The sequence below is a fragment of the Streptomyces sp. MUM 203J genome, from assembly GCF_022414595.1.
Taxonomy (GTDB): Bacteria; Actinomycetota; Actinomycetes; order Streptomycetales; family Streptomycetaceae; genus Streptomyces.
Genome location: NZ_JADWYO010000005.1, coordinates 111,043 through 130,025, shown reverse-complemented (window position 1 = coordinate 130,025; position 18,983 = coordinate 111,043). Strand labels below are relative to the sequence as shown.

Below are 18,983 nucleotides of genomic sequence, written 5' to 3'. Positions count from 1 at the left end.
CGGGCTCTGCGAGCCCCAGCAGCCCGGCTCCCACCGAGCCCCTCGGCCCCGACGCCCCCGTCCGACGGACCGTCCTCGCGGTACGACATGCCGCCCGGCTCTCCCGTCCGGCCCGCGCATCCGGGGCACGCGGGGCGCGTCCCGTTGACCGGGCGGCCGGGCGGTGCTGGCGTTGCGCCATGAGCGACGACCGGGTGAGTGACGTCCGTGAGCGTGACGGCGCGGAGGGGCCGCGGGGCTCGGCGCGGGGCTGGCACACCGTGCAGCTCGCGGTGTTCGGGTTCGTCGGGCTGTGCGGGGTGCTGAAGAGCGGGACGCCCCCGGTGCCGCGCTGGCTGGAGGCCGCGGCCGGGGTACTGGTACTGGCGGCCCTGGCCGTGGCGTGCTGGGCGACCTACCTGGTGGGCCGGGTGGCCTGGCCGCTGCCGGGGCGGGCCCTGGACGCGGCGCGGGCGGGGCGGAGGCTGCGGAGCGGGCTGTGGCTGACGTTCCTGGCGGTGCTGCTGGTCGCGGTGGCGACGGCGACCGCGTGGTGGCCGAGCCCGGCGGATGCGAACGGCACGGCGCTGGTGCGGGTCACCACGTCCGCGGGGTCGGTCTGCGGGACGCTCGGCTCGGGCGCGGGCCACGGGAGGGTACGGGTCCTGGCTGGCGGCCGGGCCCTGGACGTGCCGCTGGCGCGCGTGACCCGGCTGTCACCGGCCGGAGGGTGCCCGTAGGAACCTCCGGCGGCCCTGCTGTGCGCGATGTACGGCCCTGCCGCGGGGCCCCGCCCCCGGCCGGCCCGGGATCCCGCGAGCAGGAGCCCCAGGAGGGGAACACGCCTTGCCCGGCACCGGAAGGCGAGCGTCGTCCGGGCACGGCGCCGAAGGGGTCCGGGGCGGAGGCGGGCAGGGGAAAGAGGGGAGGCGGCCGTTCTGCGTTCCCCCGCCCCGTGCCTGACACATGACGGAGCACCACCCGGCACGCCACCGCCGCACCGGCGTACTCCCGCACCGGCACCGCCGCCGCCGTCTGCCGGTACTGCGCCCGCCCCGGAGACCGGGCCGCCCACCGCCCGGAAACGGACGGCCCCCGGATGTCCGGGACCGGGGCCGGACGACCTGGATCCCCTCCGCACCGGCCGGGGGGACCGGTCACTCGACGACGTGGACCGAGTCGGGCTTCGGGAACGGCAGCATCTCCCAGCCCTGGGGCCACCCCTGCCCTCGGTCCTCGCCCTCCTCCGATTCGAGGATCCGGGGAACTCTCCGCTTCCACCACTGGTGCGGTCCCTCGTCCTGGTCAGGCCAGGGAACCGTGGCCACACGGAACCGGGCGTCCAGTCCGTCGAGCTCGGGTCCTCGCATCGCCCGCACTCGCGGGGGCAGCAGCGGCCACACCCCGGCCAGCGCGCTCCGGCACCAGATGTCGTCGTCGAACTCCGGCGCGCACCAGGCGTAGCCCTCCTCCACCTCCCGCACGACGCCCCTCCACGCTGCGAACAGCGAGTCGAGCGTGCACGGCCGGCCACCAGCCCGGCGTCCTGCACCCGTCGCAACGGCGGAGTCCGCCGCCGCGCGCTCCTCCGGGGTCAGCGAGGTTTCGCCGGCGGAGTCGTCCGTTCGCACCATGAGCCGACTATCCCAGGCGGCCCGGTCGAGGGTGCTGCCGCACCGGCCTCTCCCGGCCGGCCCTCCTCGCGCACAGGTGCGGGACGGTGGACCTGAGGCCGCATGGCGTCGGGTGAGGGCCGTACCGCGGGCGGGCGGACACGGCCCTCACCAGGCCCTACGGCGTCAGCCGCGGATCAGGTTGCGCAGCACGTACTGCATGATGCCGCCGTTGCGGTAGTAGTCGGCCTCACCGGGGGTGTCGATGCGGACGACCGCGTCGAACGCGACGCCCGAGTCGGTGGTGACCTTCACCGTGCGCGGCGTGGTGCCCTCGTTCAGCTCGGTGACGCCCGCGATGGAGAAGGTCTCCTCGCCGGTCAGGCCGAGCGACTCGGCGGACTGACCCTCCGGGAACTGGAGCGGCAGGACGCCCATGCCGATGAGGTTCGAGCGGTGGATGCGCTCGTACGACTCGGCGATGACGGCCTTGACGCCGAGCAGCGCGGTGCCCTTGGCCGCCCAGTCGCGGGACGAGCCGGAGCCGTACTCCTTGCCGGCCAGGACGACCAGCGGGATGCCCGCGGACTGGTAGTTCTGGGAGGCGTCGTAGATGAAGGAGACCGGCGCCGCGTCCTGGGTGAAGTCGCGGGTGTAGCCGCCCTCGGTGCCCGGCGCGATCTGGTTGCGCAGGCGGATGTTGGCGAACGTACCGCGGATCATGACCTCGTGGTTGCCGCGGCGGGAGCCGTAGCTGTTGAAGTCGCGGCGCTCGACGCCGTGCTCCGTGAGGTACTGGCCGGCCGGGGTGTCGGCCTTGATGGCACCGGCGGGCGAGATGTGGTCGGTGGTGACCGAGTCGCCCAGCTTGGCCAGGACGCGGGCACCGGCGATGTCCTCGACCGGGGCCGGGTCCATGGTCATGCCCTCGAAGTACGGGGGCTTGCGGACGTAGGTGGACTCGGCGTCCCACTCGAAGGTGTTGCCGGTCGGGATCGGCAGGGCCTGCCACTGGGCGTCGCCCGCGAAGACGTCCTGGTAGGACTTGGAGAACATGTCCTCGCCGATGGCGTTGGCGACGACGTCGTTGACCTCGGCCTCGGTCGGCCAGATGTCCTTCAGGTAGACCGGGTTGCCGTCCTGGTCGGTGCCCAGGGCGTCCCTGGTGACGTCCACCTTCATGGACCCGGCGATGGCGTACGCGACGACCAGCGGCGGGGACGCCAGGTAGTTCATCTTGACGTCCGGGTTGATCCGGCCCTCGAAGTTGCGGTTGCCGGACAGCACCGAGGTGACGGCCAGGTCGTGCTCGTTGACGGCCTTGGAGACCTCCTCCGGCAGCGGGCCGGAGTTGCCGATGCAGGTGGTGCAGCCGTAGCCGACGAGGTTGAAGCCGACCTTGTCGAGGTACGGGGTGAGGCCGGACTTGTCGAAGTAGTCCGTCACGACCTTCGAACCCGGGGCGAGGGTGGTCTTGACCCACGGCTTGCGGGTCAGGCCCTTCTCGACGGCCTTCTTCGCGACGAGCGCGGCGGCGACCATCACGTACGGGTTCGAGGTGTTGGTGCAGGAGGTGATGGCCGCGACCGTGACCGCACCGTGGTCGATCTCGTAGGTCGAGCCGTCGGGGGCGGTGACGGTGGTGGGGCGGGTCGGGACGCCGTTGTGCTCCGCCGGGGCGTCGGAGGCCGGGAAGGACTCCTTGCCCGCCTCGTCCGCGTCGGAGACGTAGTTGAGGACGTCACGCTCGAACTGGGACTTGGCGTCGGCCAGGATGATGCGGTCCTGCGGGCGCTTCGGACCGGCGATCGACGGGACGACCGTCGACAGGTCCAGCTCCAGCTTCTCGGAGAAGTCCGGCTCGGCGGCCGGGTCGAGCCAGAGGCCCTGCTCCTTGGCGTACGCCTCGACGAGCGCGACCTGCTGCTCGGAGCGGCCGGTGAGCCTGAGGTAGTTCAGGGTCTCGTCGTCGATCGGGAAGATCGCGGCGGTGGAGCCGAACTCCGGCGACATGTTGCCGATGGTGGCGCGGTTGGCGAGCGAGGTGGCGGCGACGCCCTCGCCGTAGAACTCGACGAACTTGCCGACGACGCCGTGCTTGCGCAGCATCTCGGTGATGGTGAGCACCAGGTCGGTGGCGGTGGTGCCGGTGGGCAGCTCGCCGGTCAGCTTGAAGCCGACGACGCGCGGGATCAGCATGGAGACCGGCTGGCCGAGCATGGCCGCCTCGGCCTCGATGCCGCCGACGCCCCAGCCGAGGACGCCGAGGCCGTTGACCATGGTGGTGTGCGAGTCGGTGCCGACCAGGGTGTCGGGGTACGCCTGGCCGTTGCGGACCATGACGGTGCGGGCCAGGTGCTCGATGTTCACCTGGTGGACGATGCCGGTGCCGGGCGGGACGACCTTGAACTCGTCGAACGCGGTCTGGCCCCAGCGCAGGAACTGGTAACGCTCCTTGTTGCGGCCGTACTCCAGCTCGACGTTCTGCCCGAAGGCGTCCTTGGTGCCGAACTTGTCCGCGATGACGGAGTGGTCGATGACCAGCTCGGCCGGAGCGAGCGGGTTGATCTTCGACGGGTCGCCGCCGAGCTCCTTGACGGCCTCGCGCATGGTGGCGAGGTCCACGACGCACGGCACACCGGTGAAGTCCTGCATGATCACGCGGGCCGGCGTGAACTGGATCTCCTGGCTCGGCTGCGCCTGGGAGTCCCAGGTGCCGAGCGCCCGGATGTGGTCGGCGGTGATGTTCGCGCCGTCCTCGGTGCGGAGCAGGTTCTCCAGCAGGACCTTGAGGCTGTACGGCAGGCGGGCCGAGCCCTCAACCTTGTCCAGCCGGAAGATCTCGTACGACTCGTCGCCCACGCGCAGCGTGCTGCGGGCGTCGAAGCTGTTCGCCGACACGACAGTCTCCTTCATCAATGTGCGCGTTCAACCGCATCCTGCCGCCACAGGCTTGTCACCGATCCGCTAAGGTAAGGCTTAGTTAGGTTTCCCTTACCGGCGCGGGCGGCCGCGGTGCGTCGTCAGCAGATATCTCGATGTCGAGATAACAGTAGTACATCAGCGCGCATCGGTCATGCGCGGCCCCGCCGATCCCGCGCCGTGTTCTCAGGAACCGGGCCGCCCCGGGCGGCGTCACCGTCGACACGATCCCGCATCACGTCGAAGGGCTCCCATGTCAGGCAGTACGGCCGCACGCTACCTCTACCTCACCCGGCACGGTCAGGCGACGGAGGACGAGCGCGAACTCTCGGTGAACGGCCGCCGCCAGGCCGTCCTCCTCGGTGAACGGCTCCGCGACGCCCCCCTGTCCGCGGTCCATCACGGCCCGCTCCCCCGCGCGGCGCAGACCGCCCGGATCGTCGCGGACCGGCTCAAGGAGGTCGCCGTCCACGCGTCCGAACCCGCGGGCGACTACCTCCCCTACATCCCCGGCCGGGCGGAGCTTCCCCCCGAGACGGCTGATGCCACGCTCGAACGCCTGATGGCGTTCCCGCCCGAGGAGCGCGAACCCGGCCCCCGGCTCGCCGGCGAGGCCCTCGCCCGCTTCACCGGCCCGGTCGCCGGTGACGAGCCCCGCCACGAACTGGTCGTCACCCACAACTTCCTCCTCGCCTGGCTGGTACGCGACGCCCTCGACGCTCCGGACTGGCGCTGGATCGGCCTCAACCACGCCAACGCGGCGCTGACCGTCATCCGCTACGCACCCGGCCGCCCCGCGTCGGTCCTCCTCTACAACGACACGGGCCACCTCCCGCCCGAGCTCCGCTGGACCGGCTTCCCGCCGGAGCTCCACGTGTGAGGCGCGCCCCCGGTGGCCCGTCAGGACGGGAGCAGGCGCAGCAGGCCGTCGCGGAGGCGGCGGTGGCGGGTGGTCACGAGGCGGTGGAGGGTGCGGGAGGCGAGGGCGGCCCTCGCCGCACGCGGGGGGCCCACGGACCGGGAAGGACTGGTCGCCGTGCTGCGGAACCTGCTGGAGGACGTCTCCGCCGGGCCCGGACGGGTCAGGATGCTGGCATATCTGGAACTCCAGGCAGAAGCGGCGCGACGCCCCTGGCTGGCGGAGGTCCTGGACCCCGTCGCCGCCGCGGACTTCGCGGGGTTCGAGGCGATGCAGCGGGCAGCGGGGCTGCCGGCGACCCGGGAGCGGGCCGCGCTGGTGACGCTCGCACTGCACGGGGCGATTCCGCACCTGCTGGCGCGGGGCCGGGACACGGGGGCCGCATCCGGTTTGAACGATCTGGACCATTTCGTGAGAAATGCGCTAGAGACGGCCTATCCAGGGTATGAATGACAGAAGCTGACTGTTTGTCGGCCAGGAGGCCAGGACCGGCGTCCGCAACTGGCGTAAGGGCGACGGGACATCACCCGATCGGCCCACCCCAGGGCGAGCGGCATCTCATATCTGAGATAGCCTGCGACTCATGGCAGACGACTACCTCGTACGCATCGGCAGGCTCATCCGTGACGCCCGGCAGCACCGTGGCTGGACGCAGGCGCAGCTCGCCGAGGCGCTGGCCACCAGCCAAAGCGCCGTCAACCGTATTGAGCGCGGGAACCAGAACATCAGCCTTGAGATGATCGCCCGCATCGGTGAGGCGCTCGACAGCGAGATCGTCTCGCTCGGCTACGCCGGCCCCATGCACCTCCGCGTGGTCGGCGGGCGCCGCCTCTCCGGCGCCATCGACGTCAAGACGAGCAAGAACGCGTGTGTGGCGCTGCTGTGCGCGTCGCTGCTCAACAAGGGCCGCACGGTCCTGCGCCGGGTCGCCCGGATCGAGGAGGTCTACCGGCTGCTGGAGGTGCTGAACTCCATCGGCGTCCGCACCCGGTGGATCAACGACGGCACCGACCTGGAGATCGTGCCGCCCGCCGAACTCACCATGGAGGCCATCGACGCGGACGCGGCCCGCCGCACCCGCTCGATCATCATGTTCCTCGGCCCGCTGCTGCACCGCATGCGGTCCTTCAAGCTCCCGTACGCGGGCGGCTGCGACCTCGGCACGCGCACGGTCGAGCCGCACATGATCGCCCTGCGCAGGTTCGGCCTCGACATCACCGCCACGGAGGGGCTCTACCACGCCGAGGTGGACCCGGACGTGACGCCCGGCCGCCCCATCGTGCTGACCGAGCGCGGCGACACGGTGACCGAGAACGCGCTGCTGGCCGCCGCCCGCCACGAGGGCGTGACCGTCATCCGCAACGCCTCCTCCAACTACATGGTCCAGGACCTGTGCTTCTTCCTGGAGGCCCTGGGCGTCCAGGTGGACGGGATCGGCACCACGACGCTCACCGTCCACGGCGTCCCGCACATCGACGTGGACGTCGACTACTCCCCCTCCGAGGACCCCGTGGAGGCGATGAGCCTGCTGGCCGCCGCCGTCGTGACCGAGTCGGAGCTGACGATCCGCCGGGTGCCGATCGAGTTCCTGGAGATCGAGCTCGCGGTGCTGGAGGAGATGGGCCTCGACCACGACCGCTCCCCCGAGTACGTCGCGGACAACGGCCGCACCCGGCTGACGGACCTGACCGTGCGCCCCTCCAAGCTGGAGGCGCCGATCGACAAGATCCACCCCATGCCGTTCCCCGGCCTGAACATCGACAACGTCCCGTTCTTCGCCGCCATCGCCGCCGCAGCACAGGGCCAGACCCTCATCCACGACTGGGTCTACGACAACCGGGCCATCTACCTCACGGACCTGAACCGCCTGGGAGGCCGCCTCCAGCTCCTGGACCCGCATCGCGTCCTGGTCGAAGGCCCGACCCGCTGGCGCGCGGCCGAGATGATGTGCCCGCCCGCCCTCCGTCCCGCGGTGGTCGTCCTCCTCGCCATGATGGCCGCGGAGGGCACCTCGGTCCTGCGCAACGTCTACGTCATCAACCGCGGCTACGAGGACCTCGCGGAGCGCCTCAACTCGGTGGGCGCGCAGATCGAGACCTTCCGGGACATCTGATATGCGAATGCCGCCGCACCCCAGAGCATGAGGCAAGTCGAGTGCGGCAGGATGGGCAACCAACAGGGCTTCTGCGCCGATGGGTTGAGACTTCGAACACCTCCCTCAACGGCGCCGGAGCCCTGTGCGTTGCGGTCCTCGTCCTGACTCGGCCCGGGCCACCCGATCAGTGGCCACTCTGAAAGAGCTCACTGTGTGAGTGGTCTTGGGGGCGGGTATCCGTCGGACCTGACGGACGAGCAGTGGGCGATGGTGGAGCCGTCGCAGCCGCCACCACAGGTGGGGCCGAAGGGCGGGCGGCGGGAGAAGCATCCGCGGCGGCGGATCGTGGACGCGATCGCCCTTGTGCGGTTGGCGAGTCGGTGGGCAGTCGCGCCGCGCGTCGGCGCACCTGGGAAGACCGTCTGGGCGGAGCTGAGTGTTTCACGCCAATGACTGGCAGATTTCCGGCTAGGAGCGGTCCGGCTGTCGGCCCCTGCCGCTAGCCTCGTCGGTCCGTGTGTCCGTGTACATCGCACGGGGAACCAAGGGGGACACCGAACGTGAGCACCACCCACATCGACCCGGCCGCCGGCTACCGCATCGCCATCGTCGACGAGGACCCGCTGCGCGCCCGGCGCGAAGCCCGCGAACTGCTCGCCGCCCTGTCCGAGACCGACCCGCAGGCCGTCCTCGACGTCCCGGGCGGCCCACAGGAGAGTGCCGGCGACACCGATAAGGGCGGTCCGGTCGCCGACCTCATCGGGCTTGTGTTCAGCGGTGGCTCGCTGGCCGCCGCCGGGATTCAGATCTGGCTTTCCCGGGTCCCGCAGCGGACCGTGGTCGTCACCCGGCCCGACGGCGCGACGCTCACCATCTCCGGTAAGCAGGCCCGGGCGGACGACGCGCGGATCGAGCACTTCCTCAAGGAGACCCAGGGCCCGGCGGACGACGACGGCACCAGGACCGGCACCAGTGGCGACAAGGACGGGCCGGGCGCCGCGTGAGCGACAACGACCGGTACGCCATGCTCATCGGCGTATCCACGTACGACAGCGACCGCTACCACAATCTGCCGCCGGTCCGGGCGGACCTGCACTACATGCAGGCGGTGCTGGAGAGCACCGAGATCGGCATGTACAACGAGTGCGCGATGGTCGCCGAGCCGACGCGCGCCGAGATGCTGCACGCCATCGAGGAGTTCCTGGAGGAGCGGCAGTCCAGTGAGACCGCCCTGCTCTACTTCAGCGGGCACGGGGAGTACTGCGAGGCCGACGGGCAGCTGTACTTCCTCACCCGGGACGCCGACCCGGACGACCTCCCGGGCACCGCCGTGCCCGCTGAGTTCCTGGAGCGGATGCTCCAGTCCTGCCGGGCCTCCTCGAAGGTCGTACTCCTGGACTGCTGCTCCAGCGGCTCCGTCGTCCAGGGCTGGACCGCCAAGGGCGCGGCGGACGAGGGGCAACGGCCCGCGCCGAGCACGCTGCTCCGGCCGACCGGCGTGTACTTCATCACCGCCTCGGACGCCCTCCAGGCCGCCTCGGCGATGGCGCCCGCAGGGTCCTCGCTCGGCACCTCCCGGTTCACCGGCGAGATCGTCGAGGGGCTGCGCAGCGGGCGGATCAAGGACAGCGGCTGGATCACCCCCGACGACCTCTTCGAGTACCTGACCGCGCAGATGGTGCGCAACGGCGTACCGGAGGAGCAGCGACCCACCAAGTCCACCATCCGCGCGACGCACTCCCTCCCCCTGGCCCGCTCGGTGGCCCGGTCCGTCCAGCTGCCCGCCCCGCCGGCCGACGCCGCCGGGCCCGCCCTGGTCTCCCCGGCGTTGCGAAAGGCGCGGCTGCTCGCCGGACAGGACGCGCAGGACGGCGTCGACCCGCAGCGGCTCCTGCGCTACTACGCGCACTGTCTGGGCGCGCAGGCGGCGGCGGGGATGCTGCCCCACCGGGACAGCGGCCGTGGCTCGGCGTACTTCCTGCTCGGGCAGGGGTCGGAAGCGATCCAGTCCGGCCTCGGGTCCGGCCTTCCCGCCCCCGCCCAACTCCCCAGGCCGAAGAGCAGCGGCGCCAAGGTCGACGCGTCCGCGCTGCAGGAGTACTGGTACGGCTATCCGGCCGTCACCCTGCCCGAACGCGGCCAAGTCGGCCGGGGGCGGGCCGCGGTGCGGATCGCGCCTCTGCTGATCCAGCCGATGGAGCTGGCCCCCGACGAGGACGGCCGTGACCGGCTGCGGCCGAGCGGGGTGCCGTCGCTGCACACCGGGGTCGTGACGGAGCTGCTGGCGGACGACGCCGCCGCCGAACTCCTGGCCGACTGGCAGCCGAGCTGGCAGGAGGGCAACGGCGCGCAGATGGTCAAGGCGGTGCGGGAACTCCTGACGCGGCTCGGGATCCCGGAGCTGGAGCCGCTCGACCTGTCCGCGCTCAGCGAGCGGTCCGTCATGGACTCCCTGCGGCCCGGCGCCCACAACGCCGCCGTCCTCCTCGCGCCCTCCGGGGTGGAGCGGCTCGCGACCGAGGCGCTCGTGGACAACCTGCTCCAGATCTCCACGCGCACCGGGCAGATCTCCGGCACCGCGCTGGACGCGCTCCTGACGGGCGGCGGTGACGGCGAGAGCGGCGGCAGGGGCGAGGCCCCGGTCGTCGTGTCGCCGGGACCGTGCAACGAGAGCCAGGAGCGGGTGGTCGCATCGGCGATGACCCGGCCGCTCACGGTCTCCACGGGGCCGCCCGGCACCGGGAAGAGCGAGGTCGTGACGGCCGTGGTGGCCACCGCGGTCGCGGCCGGCCAGTCCGTGCTGGTCGCCTCCACGAACAACGAGGCCGTGAACGTGGTGGCCGAGCGCTGCGACGCGATCTCCCCCGGGCTGCTCATGCGGACGGGGAACGCGGAGGCGCTGGAGCGCGAGGCCGCGAAGCTGGAGCGGTTGCTCGCCGAGCCGGTCGAGGCCCCCGCGAGGGGTGCGGCGACGGTCGCGGGCGAGCTGCGGAACCGGCACGGCCGGGCCGCCGCGCTGCGGGCGGAGGCGGCGCGGCTGATCGGCGAGGAGGCGCGGCTGCTTGAGCTGCTGCGGGAGCGGGACTGCCGGGCGGACGAGCTCGGGCTGCCGGTGGAGCTGGTGGAAGGGGCGTGGGCCGAGGACGGGGTCGCCGCACTGGCCCGCTGGGAGCAGCGGGCGCGGAAGGCCGCCGCCGCAGGCTGGTTCGCCCTCGGCCGATGGCGCAGGGCGCGGGCACTGGCCGCGTTCGCCGCCTCGGCCGGAGAAGTCCCGGCGAGCCCGTGGCCGGCCTGGGCGGCGGAGCGGCCCGTACCGGCTGGGCTCCTGCTCGACCTGGCGGAGCTCTCGGCCGTGGAAGGGTCGATCCGGGAGCTCGTACCGCAGCTCCTCGACCGGGACGAGGAGGCGCTGAAGCAGGCGAGGCTGGAGAGCGGTGCCGGGCTGTCGGAGACCTCGGCCGAACTGGCGCGGGCGGTGGCCGCCGAGGCCATGGCGCGGGGGCGCTCCCTGATGGGCCAGCGGCTCCAGGCGCTGCGCCGGCGGTCCGGCTTCCAGAAGAGCCAGCGGAACCTGATGGCGCATCTGAAGGGCTGGGCGATCAGTACGCACTCGGTGCGCCAGCTCGAACTCACCCCGCAGCTCTTCGACCTCGTCGTCATCGACGAGGCGAGCCAGTGCTCCATCCCCTCGGTGCTGCCGCTGCTGTTCCGGGCGAAGCGGGCACTGATCATCGGTGACCCCATGCAGCTCGGGCACATTCCCGGGATCACGGCGCAGCAGGAGCGGCAGGCCCGGGTGCGGGCGGGGCTGAGTGCGGCGCAGTTGGAGGACCACCGGCTCGGGTACCACGTGTACGCGTCGTACCACGCGGCCGCGCAGCACGGGGAGGCGGCGCTGCTCCTCGACGAGCACTACCGGTGCCATCCGGCGATCGCGGACGTCGTGAACGGCTACTGCTACGCGGGCCAGTTGCAGGTCCTCACCGATGTGCGACGGCAGGTCCCGGCGCTCGACCCGGCGGGGTCGGCCGACCCTGCTCCCGTGCTGGGCTGGGTGGACGTGCCGCACGGCGAGTCCGCGCGGGGCGCGGGCGACCGGTCCTGGCGGAACGCGGCGGAGGCCGCGCAGGTCCGGGAGACGGTCGACCAGCTGCTGGCGCGGCTTCCCGAGGAGGCGACGGTCGGGGTGGTGACCCCGTTCCGCGCCCAGAAGGAGGCGCTGGCGCGCGTGTGGGCGGACGACGACCGGGTGAGAGTCGGTACCGTGCACGCCTTCCAGGGCGGTCAGCGGGACGTCATGGTCCTCAGCCCGGTGGCCACCGGCAACACCCCGCCCCGGACGACGCACTGGGTGGCCAGTCAGGTCAACCTGTGGAACGTGGCCGTCACCCGGGCGAAGTCGCAGCTGATCACAGTGGGCAGCCAGGGTTTCTGGCAGGGGCAGGACGGTCTGCCGGCGCTCCTCGCGGACCGGTCCGAGGTGCTGGGCGCGGACTCCTCAGCGGGTGCGGGCGGGGCTGTGACGGCGCAGCCGCGGACCGGGGTGCGCGCGGAGCTCGCGGACCGGCTCCAGGAGTACCTCGGCCGCCGCGGTGTCACCGACCTGGAGCGCGAGGCCGTGGTCGGCGGGCACACCGTGGACCTGCTGTTCACCGTGGACGGGGCGAACACCGCGGTGTTCATCGACACCGGCGCAGAGCACGACCGGGATCCGGCCCGTCATCTGCGGCTGACGCACGCCCGTGGTGACCTGCTGCCCGGTCTGCCGTCCGGCGGCGCCGGAGCGAAGCCCGGACCGGTGGCCCGGGCGGTCCGGGTGCCAGCCTGGCGGATCCTGGCCGGTGAGGCGGCGCTGGAGCCGCTCTTCGCCTGAGTCCGTGTCCGGTGTCCCGGGTCCCGGGGTGTCAGGGCCCGGTCCGGGGAGTCAGGCTCCGGACGGCGTACGTCAGGTGCTGGACGTTGCCCGTCTGCAGCCAGGTCGCCGCGGTCCCGGTGCCTTTCGGGCCCTGGCCCCGCGCGCAGTCGCGCAACCAGGTCTCGGCGGCACTGGCCGTCACACCCCGGAACTCCGGCAGTGCGACGATCTCCCTGGCCCCGGCCCGGACCGCCGCGGCCCGGTCCTCGCCGCGGGTCGGCACCTTCACGAGGACGAACGACTCGCCGGTGGTGTAGCGGAGCACGCCCCAGGGTGGCCCGCCGTCGCCGGACGAGGGTCCGCGGGTGATGCCGCGAGCGGAGTCGGCGCCGTAGTCCCCGTACACCAGGTGGTCGAGGTAGCCGCGGGCGCTGCGGCGCAGTTCGCGCCAGACGTGCCAGTCCGCGCGGGGCTCTTCCGCCGTCCCGTATGCGACGAGTTCCGCGGTGACGTCGGGGAAGCCGCCGCCCAGGACCGCCGCCGTCCGCCAGGGTGTCAGCGGCATCAGGACGTCGAGTGCCCGCAGCGCCTCCTTCGCCGTGTCGGTGCGGTCGGCACGGACGGCGCCCAGGTCGAGCAGCAGATCCGCCTCAACGGCAGGATCGACGCGGGCGAGCAGGTCCCGGACGCCGTGGCCGACGGCGTCGTCCCAGTCGGCGGGCATCATGACCCGTATCGCGAGCCCGCTGCCCGTGCACCGGGCGCTCTCCAGCGTGGCGGCCTGATGCTGCCGTGGGCGCTCGGGGCCGGTCACGGGGCGCAACGGACTCACCTCGGCAAGCGCGGACAGTACCCGTGCCAGGGACGCCAGTTGGTCCTCGTCAGCGCACGGGGCGTCCACCCAGGCCGGATGGTGCCGGTGGACCCTGCTGACGTCGAGCACGTCCTGCCGTACGTCGGCGGCAAGGACATCCGGGGGCAGGCCCGCACGGGAAGGCAGGTTCCACAGCGGCACGACGGCACGCTGCACGGATGGGATCAGCTGCCGGTAGGCCTTGTGGGCGTGCGGCCTCGCCGGCAGGACGGGAACATACAGCGGTCCGGACATGGCGGCTCCCCCTCGGCTCGGCCGGTGTCCTCGTCTCGCGCGCCTTTCCCTCGTCCTTTCCTGGCTCCTTTCAGGGTCCGCTGCCTCACCTCCGCATGGAATGGCGCCTTTTCGGCCTTCCTGGCCAGAACCTGCAAGAACCCGGTAGCGCTGTGACCAGCGAGGTACTGATCGTGAAGCTCGGCAGCAGAACCCCACGACGTCTGCGCGTACCTGACCGTGCGACTGCCGTGGCCTCGCTTGTCGACCTCGGCCGTGCTGCGCCCGGTTGCTCCACGATTCGGCGCACGCTTGAACCACCGGATCCTCGGACTGACGGTCCGGACTTCCGCACCCTGACGGACATGAAGCTGCCACTGGGCCTCTGACGGTCCTGGTCAGCCCGAACGCGGCGGGCAGGCCGAACGTCCTGCCCGCCCTGAAGTTCCTGGGCGACGAGGCCCGAGACGGCGCTCTCCGCCCGGGGCGGATACGACGTGTTGGCCTTCCGTCGGGGCGACGCCGGTTTCGCGGATGTCGATCGGTATCGAAGGAGTCTGGTCTGGCTTCGCCTCGGAGGACAGCCCGGCCGGTACGAGACGGCTGTCTCCCGCCCACGGCTGCCAGAGGGGTGACGGGAGCGGTACACGAGGTACCGGCGCGAGCGGTTCGCTCAAGCCCCCGCGCCGGGACTTCGACGCGCGGTCGTGCGACCACGGCGAAACCCTGGCCTTGGTCCACGTCCTGCCTCTGGGGAGCCGCGACCGCCGGGCAGCGCGGGCGCCTGACGGCCTGACAGGACGAGGTCGAGGCCACGGGGCCCCGGAACCGGCTCAGTTCTCGTCGGCCGCCCACAGGGAGCGGACGTGGCCGAGGTGGCGCGCCATGCAGGCCTGGGCGGCCGGGGCGTCGCCCGCCAGCATCAGGTCCAGCAGTTCCAGGTGCTCCTCGGCGGAGGCGACCAGCCGGCCCGCCTGGTCCAGCGTCGTGAGGCCGTACAGGCGTGAGCGCTTGCGCAGGTCGCCCACCGTCTCGACCAGCCGCTCGTTGCCGTGCAGGGCCAGCAGGGACAGGTGGAAGCGGCGGTCGGCGTCCAGGTAGCCGATGAGGTCGTGGTCGCGGGCGGAGGTGACGATCTCCTCGGCCACCGGGCGCAGGGCCTCCAGGGACTCCCGGGCCGCCGTGCGGGTGACCGCGCCGACCGTCGGGACCTCGATCAGGGCGCGGAGTTCCGTGTACTGGTCGAGGTCCCGTTCGCTGACCTCGGTGACCCGGAAGCCCTTGTTCCGTACCGGCTCGACGAGGCCCTCGCGGGCCAGGTCGAGCATCGCCTCCCGCACCGGGGTGGCGGAGATGCCGAAGTCCGCGGCCAGGGTCGGGGCCGAGTAGACCCGGCCGGGCTGCAGCTCACCGGAGATCAGGGCGGCGCGCAGGGCATGGGCGACCTGGTCGCGCAGGCGCTCCTGCGCGGTGATGAGGTTGGACTGCTTGAGATGGCCACCCATGGTCTGCCTCCGGGGCTGCGGTGCTGCGTGATTTCGTTGTCGCGGGCTCCTCAGAGTAGGAAACCCGCCGGGAAGGGATCGTCCGGGTCCAGGAAGTACTGGGCCGTGCCCGTGATCCATGCCCGTCCGGTGACCGTGGGGACGACCGCGGGCAGGCCGCCGACCTCGGTCTCCTCGACCAGGCGGCCCGTGAAGCGCGTGCCGATGAAGGACTCGTTCACGAAGTCCCGGCCGAGGGGGAGTTCGCCGCGCGCGTGCAGTTGCGCCATGCGGGCGGAGGTGCCCGTGCCGCAGGGTGAGCGGTCGAACCAGCCCGGGTGGATGGCCATCGCGTGCCGGGAGTGCGAGGCGTCCGAGCCGGGAGCAGCGAGGTACACGTGCTTCAGGCCGCTGATCTGCGGGTTCTCCGGGTGGACCGGTCGGTCCGTGGCGTTGACGGCGTCCATGACGGCCAGCCCGGCGGCCAGGAGGTCGTCCTTGCGGGACCGGTCGAACGGCAGCCCGAGGTCGTCCAGCCGGACGAACGCGTAGAAGTTGCCGCCGTACGCGAGGTCGTAGGTCACCGTGCCCAGGCCCGGCACCTCGGCCTTGCGGTCCAGGGCCACGCTGAACGCGGGGACGTTGGTGAGGGTGACGGCCTTCGCGACGCCGTCCTCGACCTGGACGTCCACCGCGACCAGCCCGGCCGGGGTGTCGAGACGGACGGTGGTGACCGGTTCGGTGACCGGGACCATGCCCGTCTCGACGAGGACCGTCGCGACGCCGATGGTGCCGTGGCCGCACATGGGGAGTGCCCCGGACACCTCGATGTACAGGACTCCGTAGTCGGCGTCCGGCCGGGTGGGCGGCTGGAGGATCGCGCCGCTCATCGCGGAGTGACCGCGCGGCTCGTACATCAGCAGGGTGCGGACGTGGTCGAGCTCCTCCATGAGGTGGCGGCGGCGCTCGGCCATGGTGGCGCCGGGCACGACCCCGACACCGCCGGTGATGACACGGGTGGGCATGCCCTCGGTGTGCGAGTCGACCGCGTGGAAGACATGTCTGGTACGCATCGGCGGGAACCTCCGGCTGTCTCGTCCTTACCTGGGTGTGTCGTCGTTCACGGCTGTCCGGCCGTCAGTCCATGCCCTCGGCCAGCGCCTTCTCCGTGGCGGCGCGGACGGCGGCGGTCTGCTCCTCCGTCAGCGGCGCGCGCGGCGGCCGGGTGGGGCCGCCGGGGCGTCCCGCGATGTCCATGGACAGCTTGATGGCCTGCACGAACTCGGTCTTCGAGTCCCAGCGCAGCAGCGGGTGCAGCGCGCGGTAGAGCGGCAGCGCGAGATCCAGGTCCTGGCCGACGGCGGCCTGGTAGAGGGAGCGGCAGGCGCCGGGCAGGGCGTTCGGGTAACCGGCGATCCAGCCGACCGCCCCGGCGAGGGCGAGTTCCAGCAGGACGTCGTCGGCGCCGATCAGCAGGTCCAGCTCGGGTGCCAGCTCGGCCAGTTCGTAGGCGCGGCGGACGTCGCCGCTGAACTCCTTGACGGCGACGATGCTGCCGTCGGCGTGGATCCGGGCGAGCAGCTCCGGGGTGAGGTCGACCTTGGTGTCGTACGGGTTGTTGTACGCCACGACGGGGACGCCCGCCTCGGCGACCTCGGAGTAGTGGGCGCGGACGGCGGCCTCGTCGGCGCGGTAGGCGTTGGGCGGCAGCAGCAGGACGGAGCCGCAGCCGAGTCCGGCGGCCTGCTCGGCCCAGCGGCGGGACTCGGCGCTGCCGTAGGCCGCCACGCCGGGCATCACGCGGGCGCCGTCGCCGGCCGCTTCGACGGCGACCTGGACGACCCGGGCGCGCTCGTCGTCGGTGAGCGTCTGGTACTCGCCCAGGGAGCCGTTGGGGACGACGCCGTCGCAGCCGTCCGCGATGAGGCGGGCGACGTGTTCGGCGTAGGAGTCGTAGTCGACGGTCAGGTCCTCGCGCATCGGCAGGGCGGTGGCGACCATGATGCCGTGCCAGGGGCGCTTGCGGGTGTCCTCGGCGTTCGGCTGGGCGGCGGTGCGGGCGGCGGTCATGCTTCGGGCTCCTCGATCGGTTCGGGTGCGGGCAGCTCGGCCAGGTGGCTGAGGGGTACGGGGCAGGAGAGCGGGCGCCGGTCGGGCGCGGGGTCCTCTCCCGCGAGACGGGCGACGGCCTGGCCGCACATGCGGCCCTGGCACCAGCCCATTCCGGCGCGGGTGAGCAGCTTGACGGTGCGGGCGTCCCGGGCTCCCAGCTCGGTTACGGCCTCGCGGACACGGTCGGCGGTGACCTCCTCGCAGCGGCACACCTCGGTGTCGCCGCGCAGCCAGTCGGCCCAGCCCGGGCCTGGCCGGTGTGCGGCGGCCATGGCATCCGCGAAGCCCCGCAGGCGGGCGCGGCGGCGGACCAGGGCCGCGGTGCGGCGCGGGTCGGCCGGCGCACCGTGCTGGGCCTCCGGCCCGACGGACCGGGGCGGGCTGTGCGGGGGCGGGTCGTGGGCGGGCGGGTCGTGGGCGGGCGGGGTGCCGTGCGACGGAGCGGGGTCGTGCGGGGCCGGGGCCCCGGGAGCGGTGGCCGGGTGGGCGTACCGGGTCCGCGGTGTGGTGCGCAGCGCGCGGGCGATGGCGGTCGCGGCCAGCTCGCCCTCGGTGAGAGCCAGGTCGGCGCCGCCGATGCCGCCGGTCTCACCCGCCGCCCAGATGCCGGGAACGGAGGTGGCCTGGTCGTCGTCGAGTGCGAGGGCGGGCGTGCCGTCGGGGGCACGGCGGGTGGCGCAGCCGAGACCGGTGGCCAGTTCGAGCTGCGGGACCAGGCCGTGGCCGACGGCGAGCGCGTCGCACGGGACGCGGCGGGCGGTGCCGGGGACGGGGCGCCAGTCGCGGTCGAGGCGGCTGACGGTGACCGCCTCCACTCGGGTCGTGCCGTGCGCGGCGGTGACGGCGTGCCGGGTGAGCAGCCGGGTGGCGTGGCGGAGCAGGGCGCCGCCGTGGAGGGCGCCCTCCCCGAGCTTGCCGGGGTTGCGGGCCAGGACCCGCAGGAAGCGGGCGTACGCGGTGTAGTCGGCGCCCTCGACGACGGCGGGTACCCGGGCCCCGGCGGCGGCGAGCGAACCGGCGACGGCCAGCAGCAGCGGCCCGCTGCCCGCGACGACGATCCGGGGTCTCGGCTCCGCCCGTCCGGGGGACACCCCGAGGCCGGGCAGGACCAGCCCGGACTTGAGCATGGCCTGGGCGCCGCCCGCGCCGACGACACCGGGCAGGGTCCAGCCGGGGAAGGGCAGTTGCCGCTCGTACGCCCCGGTGGCGAGCAGCACGGCGCGGGCGCGGACGGTGACGGGCGTCTCGTCGGGCCCGGCCACGGCGTGCAGCCGCCAGACCCGCGCCTCGCCCGGAACGCCGTCGTCCGGTACGACCGTCCAGACGTGGTGGAACGGCCGGTGCACGATACGGCCCGCGTCCCGGTGGGTGCCGAGCCTGCGCATCCGCGAGGCGAAGTGCCGCCATCCGTGGTGCAGGGCCTCGGGCCGCCGGGCGCCGAGCCCGGGGCCGGGGTGCCGGTAGAACTGGCCGCCCGGCCGCTCCCCCGCGTCGAGCAGCGTGACGGTCAGCCCGAGGTCGGCGGCGGTGACCGCAGCGGCGAGCCCGGCGGGCCCGGCGCCGATCACGGCGAGGTCAGCGGGCGCTGTCATAGCCGGTGCCCTCCTGGGTGACGACGGTGTCCCCGGGGCGTACGGGCACGAGGCAGGCGCGCTGGTTGGGACGGCCGTTGACGGTGGTGAGGCAGTCGAAGCAGCTGCCGATGCCGCAGAACGCGCCGCGTGGTGCCCCACCGTCGCGGGTGGTGCGCCAGGACAGGATCCCGGCGGCCCACAGGGCGGCGGCGACGGTCTGGCCGGGGAGGGCGGTGAGGGTGCGGCCGTCGAAGGTGAAGGTGTACGGGGCGTCCGGCTCGGCACGTACGAGACGCAGCGGCCTGTCGGGGGCGGGGCTCATGGGCGGGGCTCCTGGAAGTGG

At 72.9% G+C, this 18,983-nt stretch carries 14 protein-coding genes and 1 pseudogene; 7 read left to right on the top strand and 8 right to left on the bottom strand.

Going from position 1 to position 18,983, the window contains the following annotated elements; genetic code table 11:
• Positions 1-179: 179 nt before the first annotated feature.
• Positions 180-719, top strand: coding sequence for a hypothetical protein (locus I3F58_RS05230; RefSeq protein WP_240106996.1), 540 nt, complete (start codon positions 180-182; stop codon positions 717-719).
• Between the two features lie 417 nt (positions 720-1,136).
• Here the strand turns inward: I3F58_RS05230 and I3F58_RS05225 are convergent, their stop codons facing one another.
• Together I3F58_RS05225 and acnA are read right to left on the bottom strand one after the other, a co-directional pair.
• On the bottom strand, positions 1,137-1,613 hold the full coding sequence (locus I3F58_RS05225) for a hypothetical protein (protein ID WP_240106995.1): 477 nt from the start codon (positions 1,611-1,613) through the stop codon (positions 1,137-1,139).
• Positions 1,614-1,778: 165 nt separating this feature from the next.
• Entirely contained in the window at positions 1,779-4,493 is a 2,715-nt protein-coding gene (acnA, locus tag I3F58_RS05220) for an aconitate hydratase AcnA (RefSeq protein WP_308354951.1), read from the bottom strand.
• 274 nt (positions 4,494-4,767) lie between these two features.
• Here acnA and I3F58_RS05215 point away from each other — a divergent pair, with 274 nt between their 5' ends.
• The 6 genes and pseudogenes from I3F58_RS05215 to I3F58_RS05190 all read left to right on the top strand — a co-directional run bounded on the left by I3F58_RS05215 (position 4,768) and on the right by I3F58_RS05190 (position 12,401).
• Complete coding sequence (locus I3F58_RS05215; protein ID WP_240106993.1) at positions 4,768-5,394, top strand: histidine phosphatase family protein; 627 nt, start codon at positions 4,768-4,770, stop codon at positions 5,392-5,394.
• A gap of 111 nt (positions 5,395-5,505) precedes the next feature.
• Positions 5,506-5,886: pseudogene (locus tag I3F58_RS05210) on the top strand (TetR/AcrR family transcriptional regulator); the annotation flags it as partial.
• Between the two features lie 130 nt (positions 5,887-6,016).
• A complete protein-coding gene (locus tag I3F58_RS05205; protein ID WP_240106992.1) occupies positions 6,017-7,546 on the top strand; it encodes a UDP-N-acetylglucosamine 1-carboxyvinyltransferase in 1,530 nt (509 codons plus the stop codon).
• Positions 7,547-7,741: 195 nt separating this feature from the next.
• A complete protein-coding gene (locus I3F58_RS05200) occupies positions 7,742-7,981 on the top strand; it encodes a transposase (protein WP_374207905.1) in 240 nt (79 codons plus the stop codon).
• 107 nt (positions 7,982-8,088) lie between these two features.
• The gene (locus tag I3F58_RS05195; RefSeq protein ID WP_240106991.1) at positions 8,089-8,532 is read left to right on the top strand and encodes a hypothetical protein; all 444 of its coding nucleotides are present in this window, start codon (positions 8,089-8,091) and stop codon (positions 8,530-8,532) included.
• A complete protein-coding gene (locus I3F58_RS05190) occupies positions 8,529-12,401 on the top strand; it encodes an AAA domain-containing protein (protein ID WP_240106990.1) in 3,873 nt (1,290 codons plus the stop codon). Before I3F58_RS05195 ends, I3F58_RS05190 begins: the two co-directional genes overlap by 4 nt.
• 31 nt (positions 12,402-12,432) lie before the next feature.
• Here I3F58_RS05190 and I3F58_RS05185 read toward each other — a convergent pair whose 3' ends face one another.
• From I3F58_RS05185 to I3F58_RS05160, 6 genes are all read right to left on the bottom strand, one after another.
• Complete coding sequence (locus I3F58_RS05185) at positions 12,433-13,491, bottom strand: beta family protein (RefSeq protein WP_240106989.1); 1,059 nt, start codon at positions 13,489-13,491, stop codon at positions 12,433-12,435.
• An 812-nt stretch (positions 13,492-14,303) separates the two neighbouring features.
• Positions 14,304-14,975 (bottom strand): GntR family transcriptional regulator, encoded by a 672-nt coding sequence (locus I3F58_RS05180; protein WP_240106988.1) that lies wholly within the window; start codon positions 14,973-14,975, stop codon positions 14,304-14,306.
• Positions 14,976-15,025: 50 nt separating this feature from the next.
• The gene (locus I3F58_RS05175) at positions 15,026-16,027 is read right to left on the bottom strand and encodes a proline racemase family protein (RefSeq protein ID WP_240106987.1); all 1,002 of its coding nucleotides are present in this window, start codon (positions 16,025-16,027) and stop codon (positions 15,026-15,028) included.
• 64 nt (positions 16,028-16,091) lie between these two features.
• Positions 16,092-17,024 (bottom strand): dihydrodipicolinate synthase family protein, encoded by a 933-nt coding sequence (locus I3F58_RS05170; RefSeq protein ID WP_240106986.1) that lies wholly within the window; start codon positions 17,022-17,024, stop codon positions 16,092-16,094.
• Entirely contained in the window at positions 17,021-18,658 is a 1,638-nt protein-coding gene (locus I3F58_RS05165) for an NAD(P)/FAD-dependent oxidoreductase (protein WP_240106985.1), read from the bottom strand. The genes I3F58_RS05170 and I3F58_RS05165 overlap by 4 nt, the downstream gene beginning before the upstream one ends.
• The gene (locus tag I3F58_RS05160; RefSeq protein WP_240106984.1) at positions 18,642-18,962 is read right to left on the bottom strand and encodes a (2Fe-2S)-binding protein; all 321 of its coding nucleotides are present in this window, start codon (positions 18,960-18,962) and stop codon (positions 18,642-18,644) included. Before I3F58_RS05160 ends, I3F58_RS05165 begins: the two co-directional genes overlap by 17 nt.
• Positions 18,963-18,983: the final 21 nt, after the last annotated feature.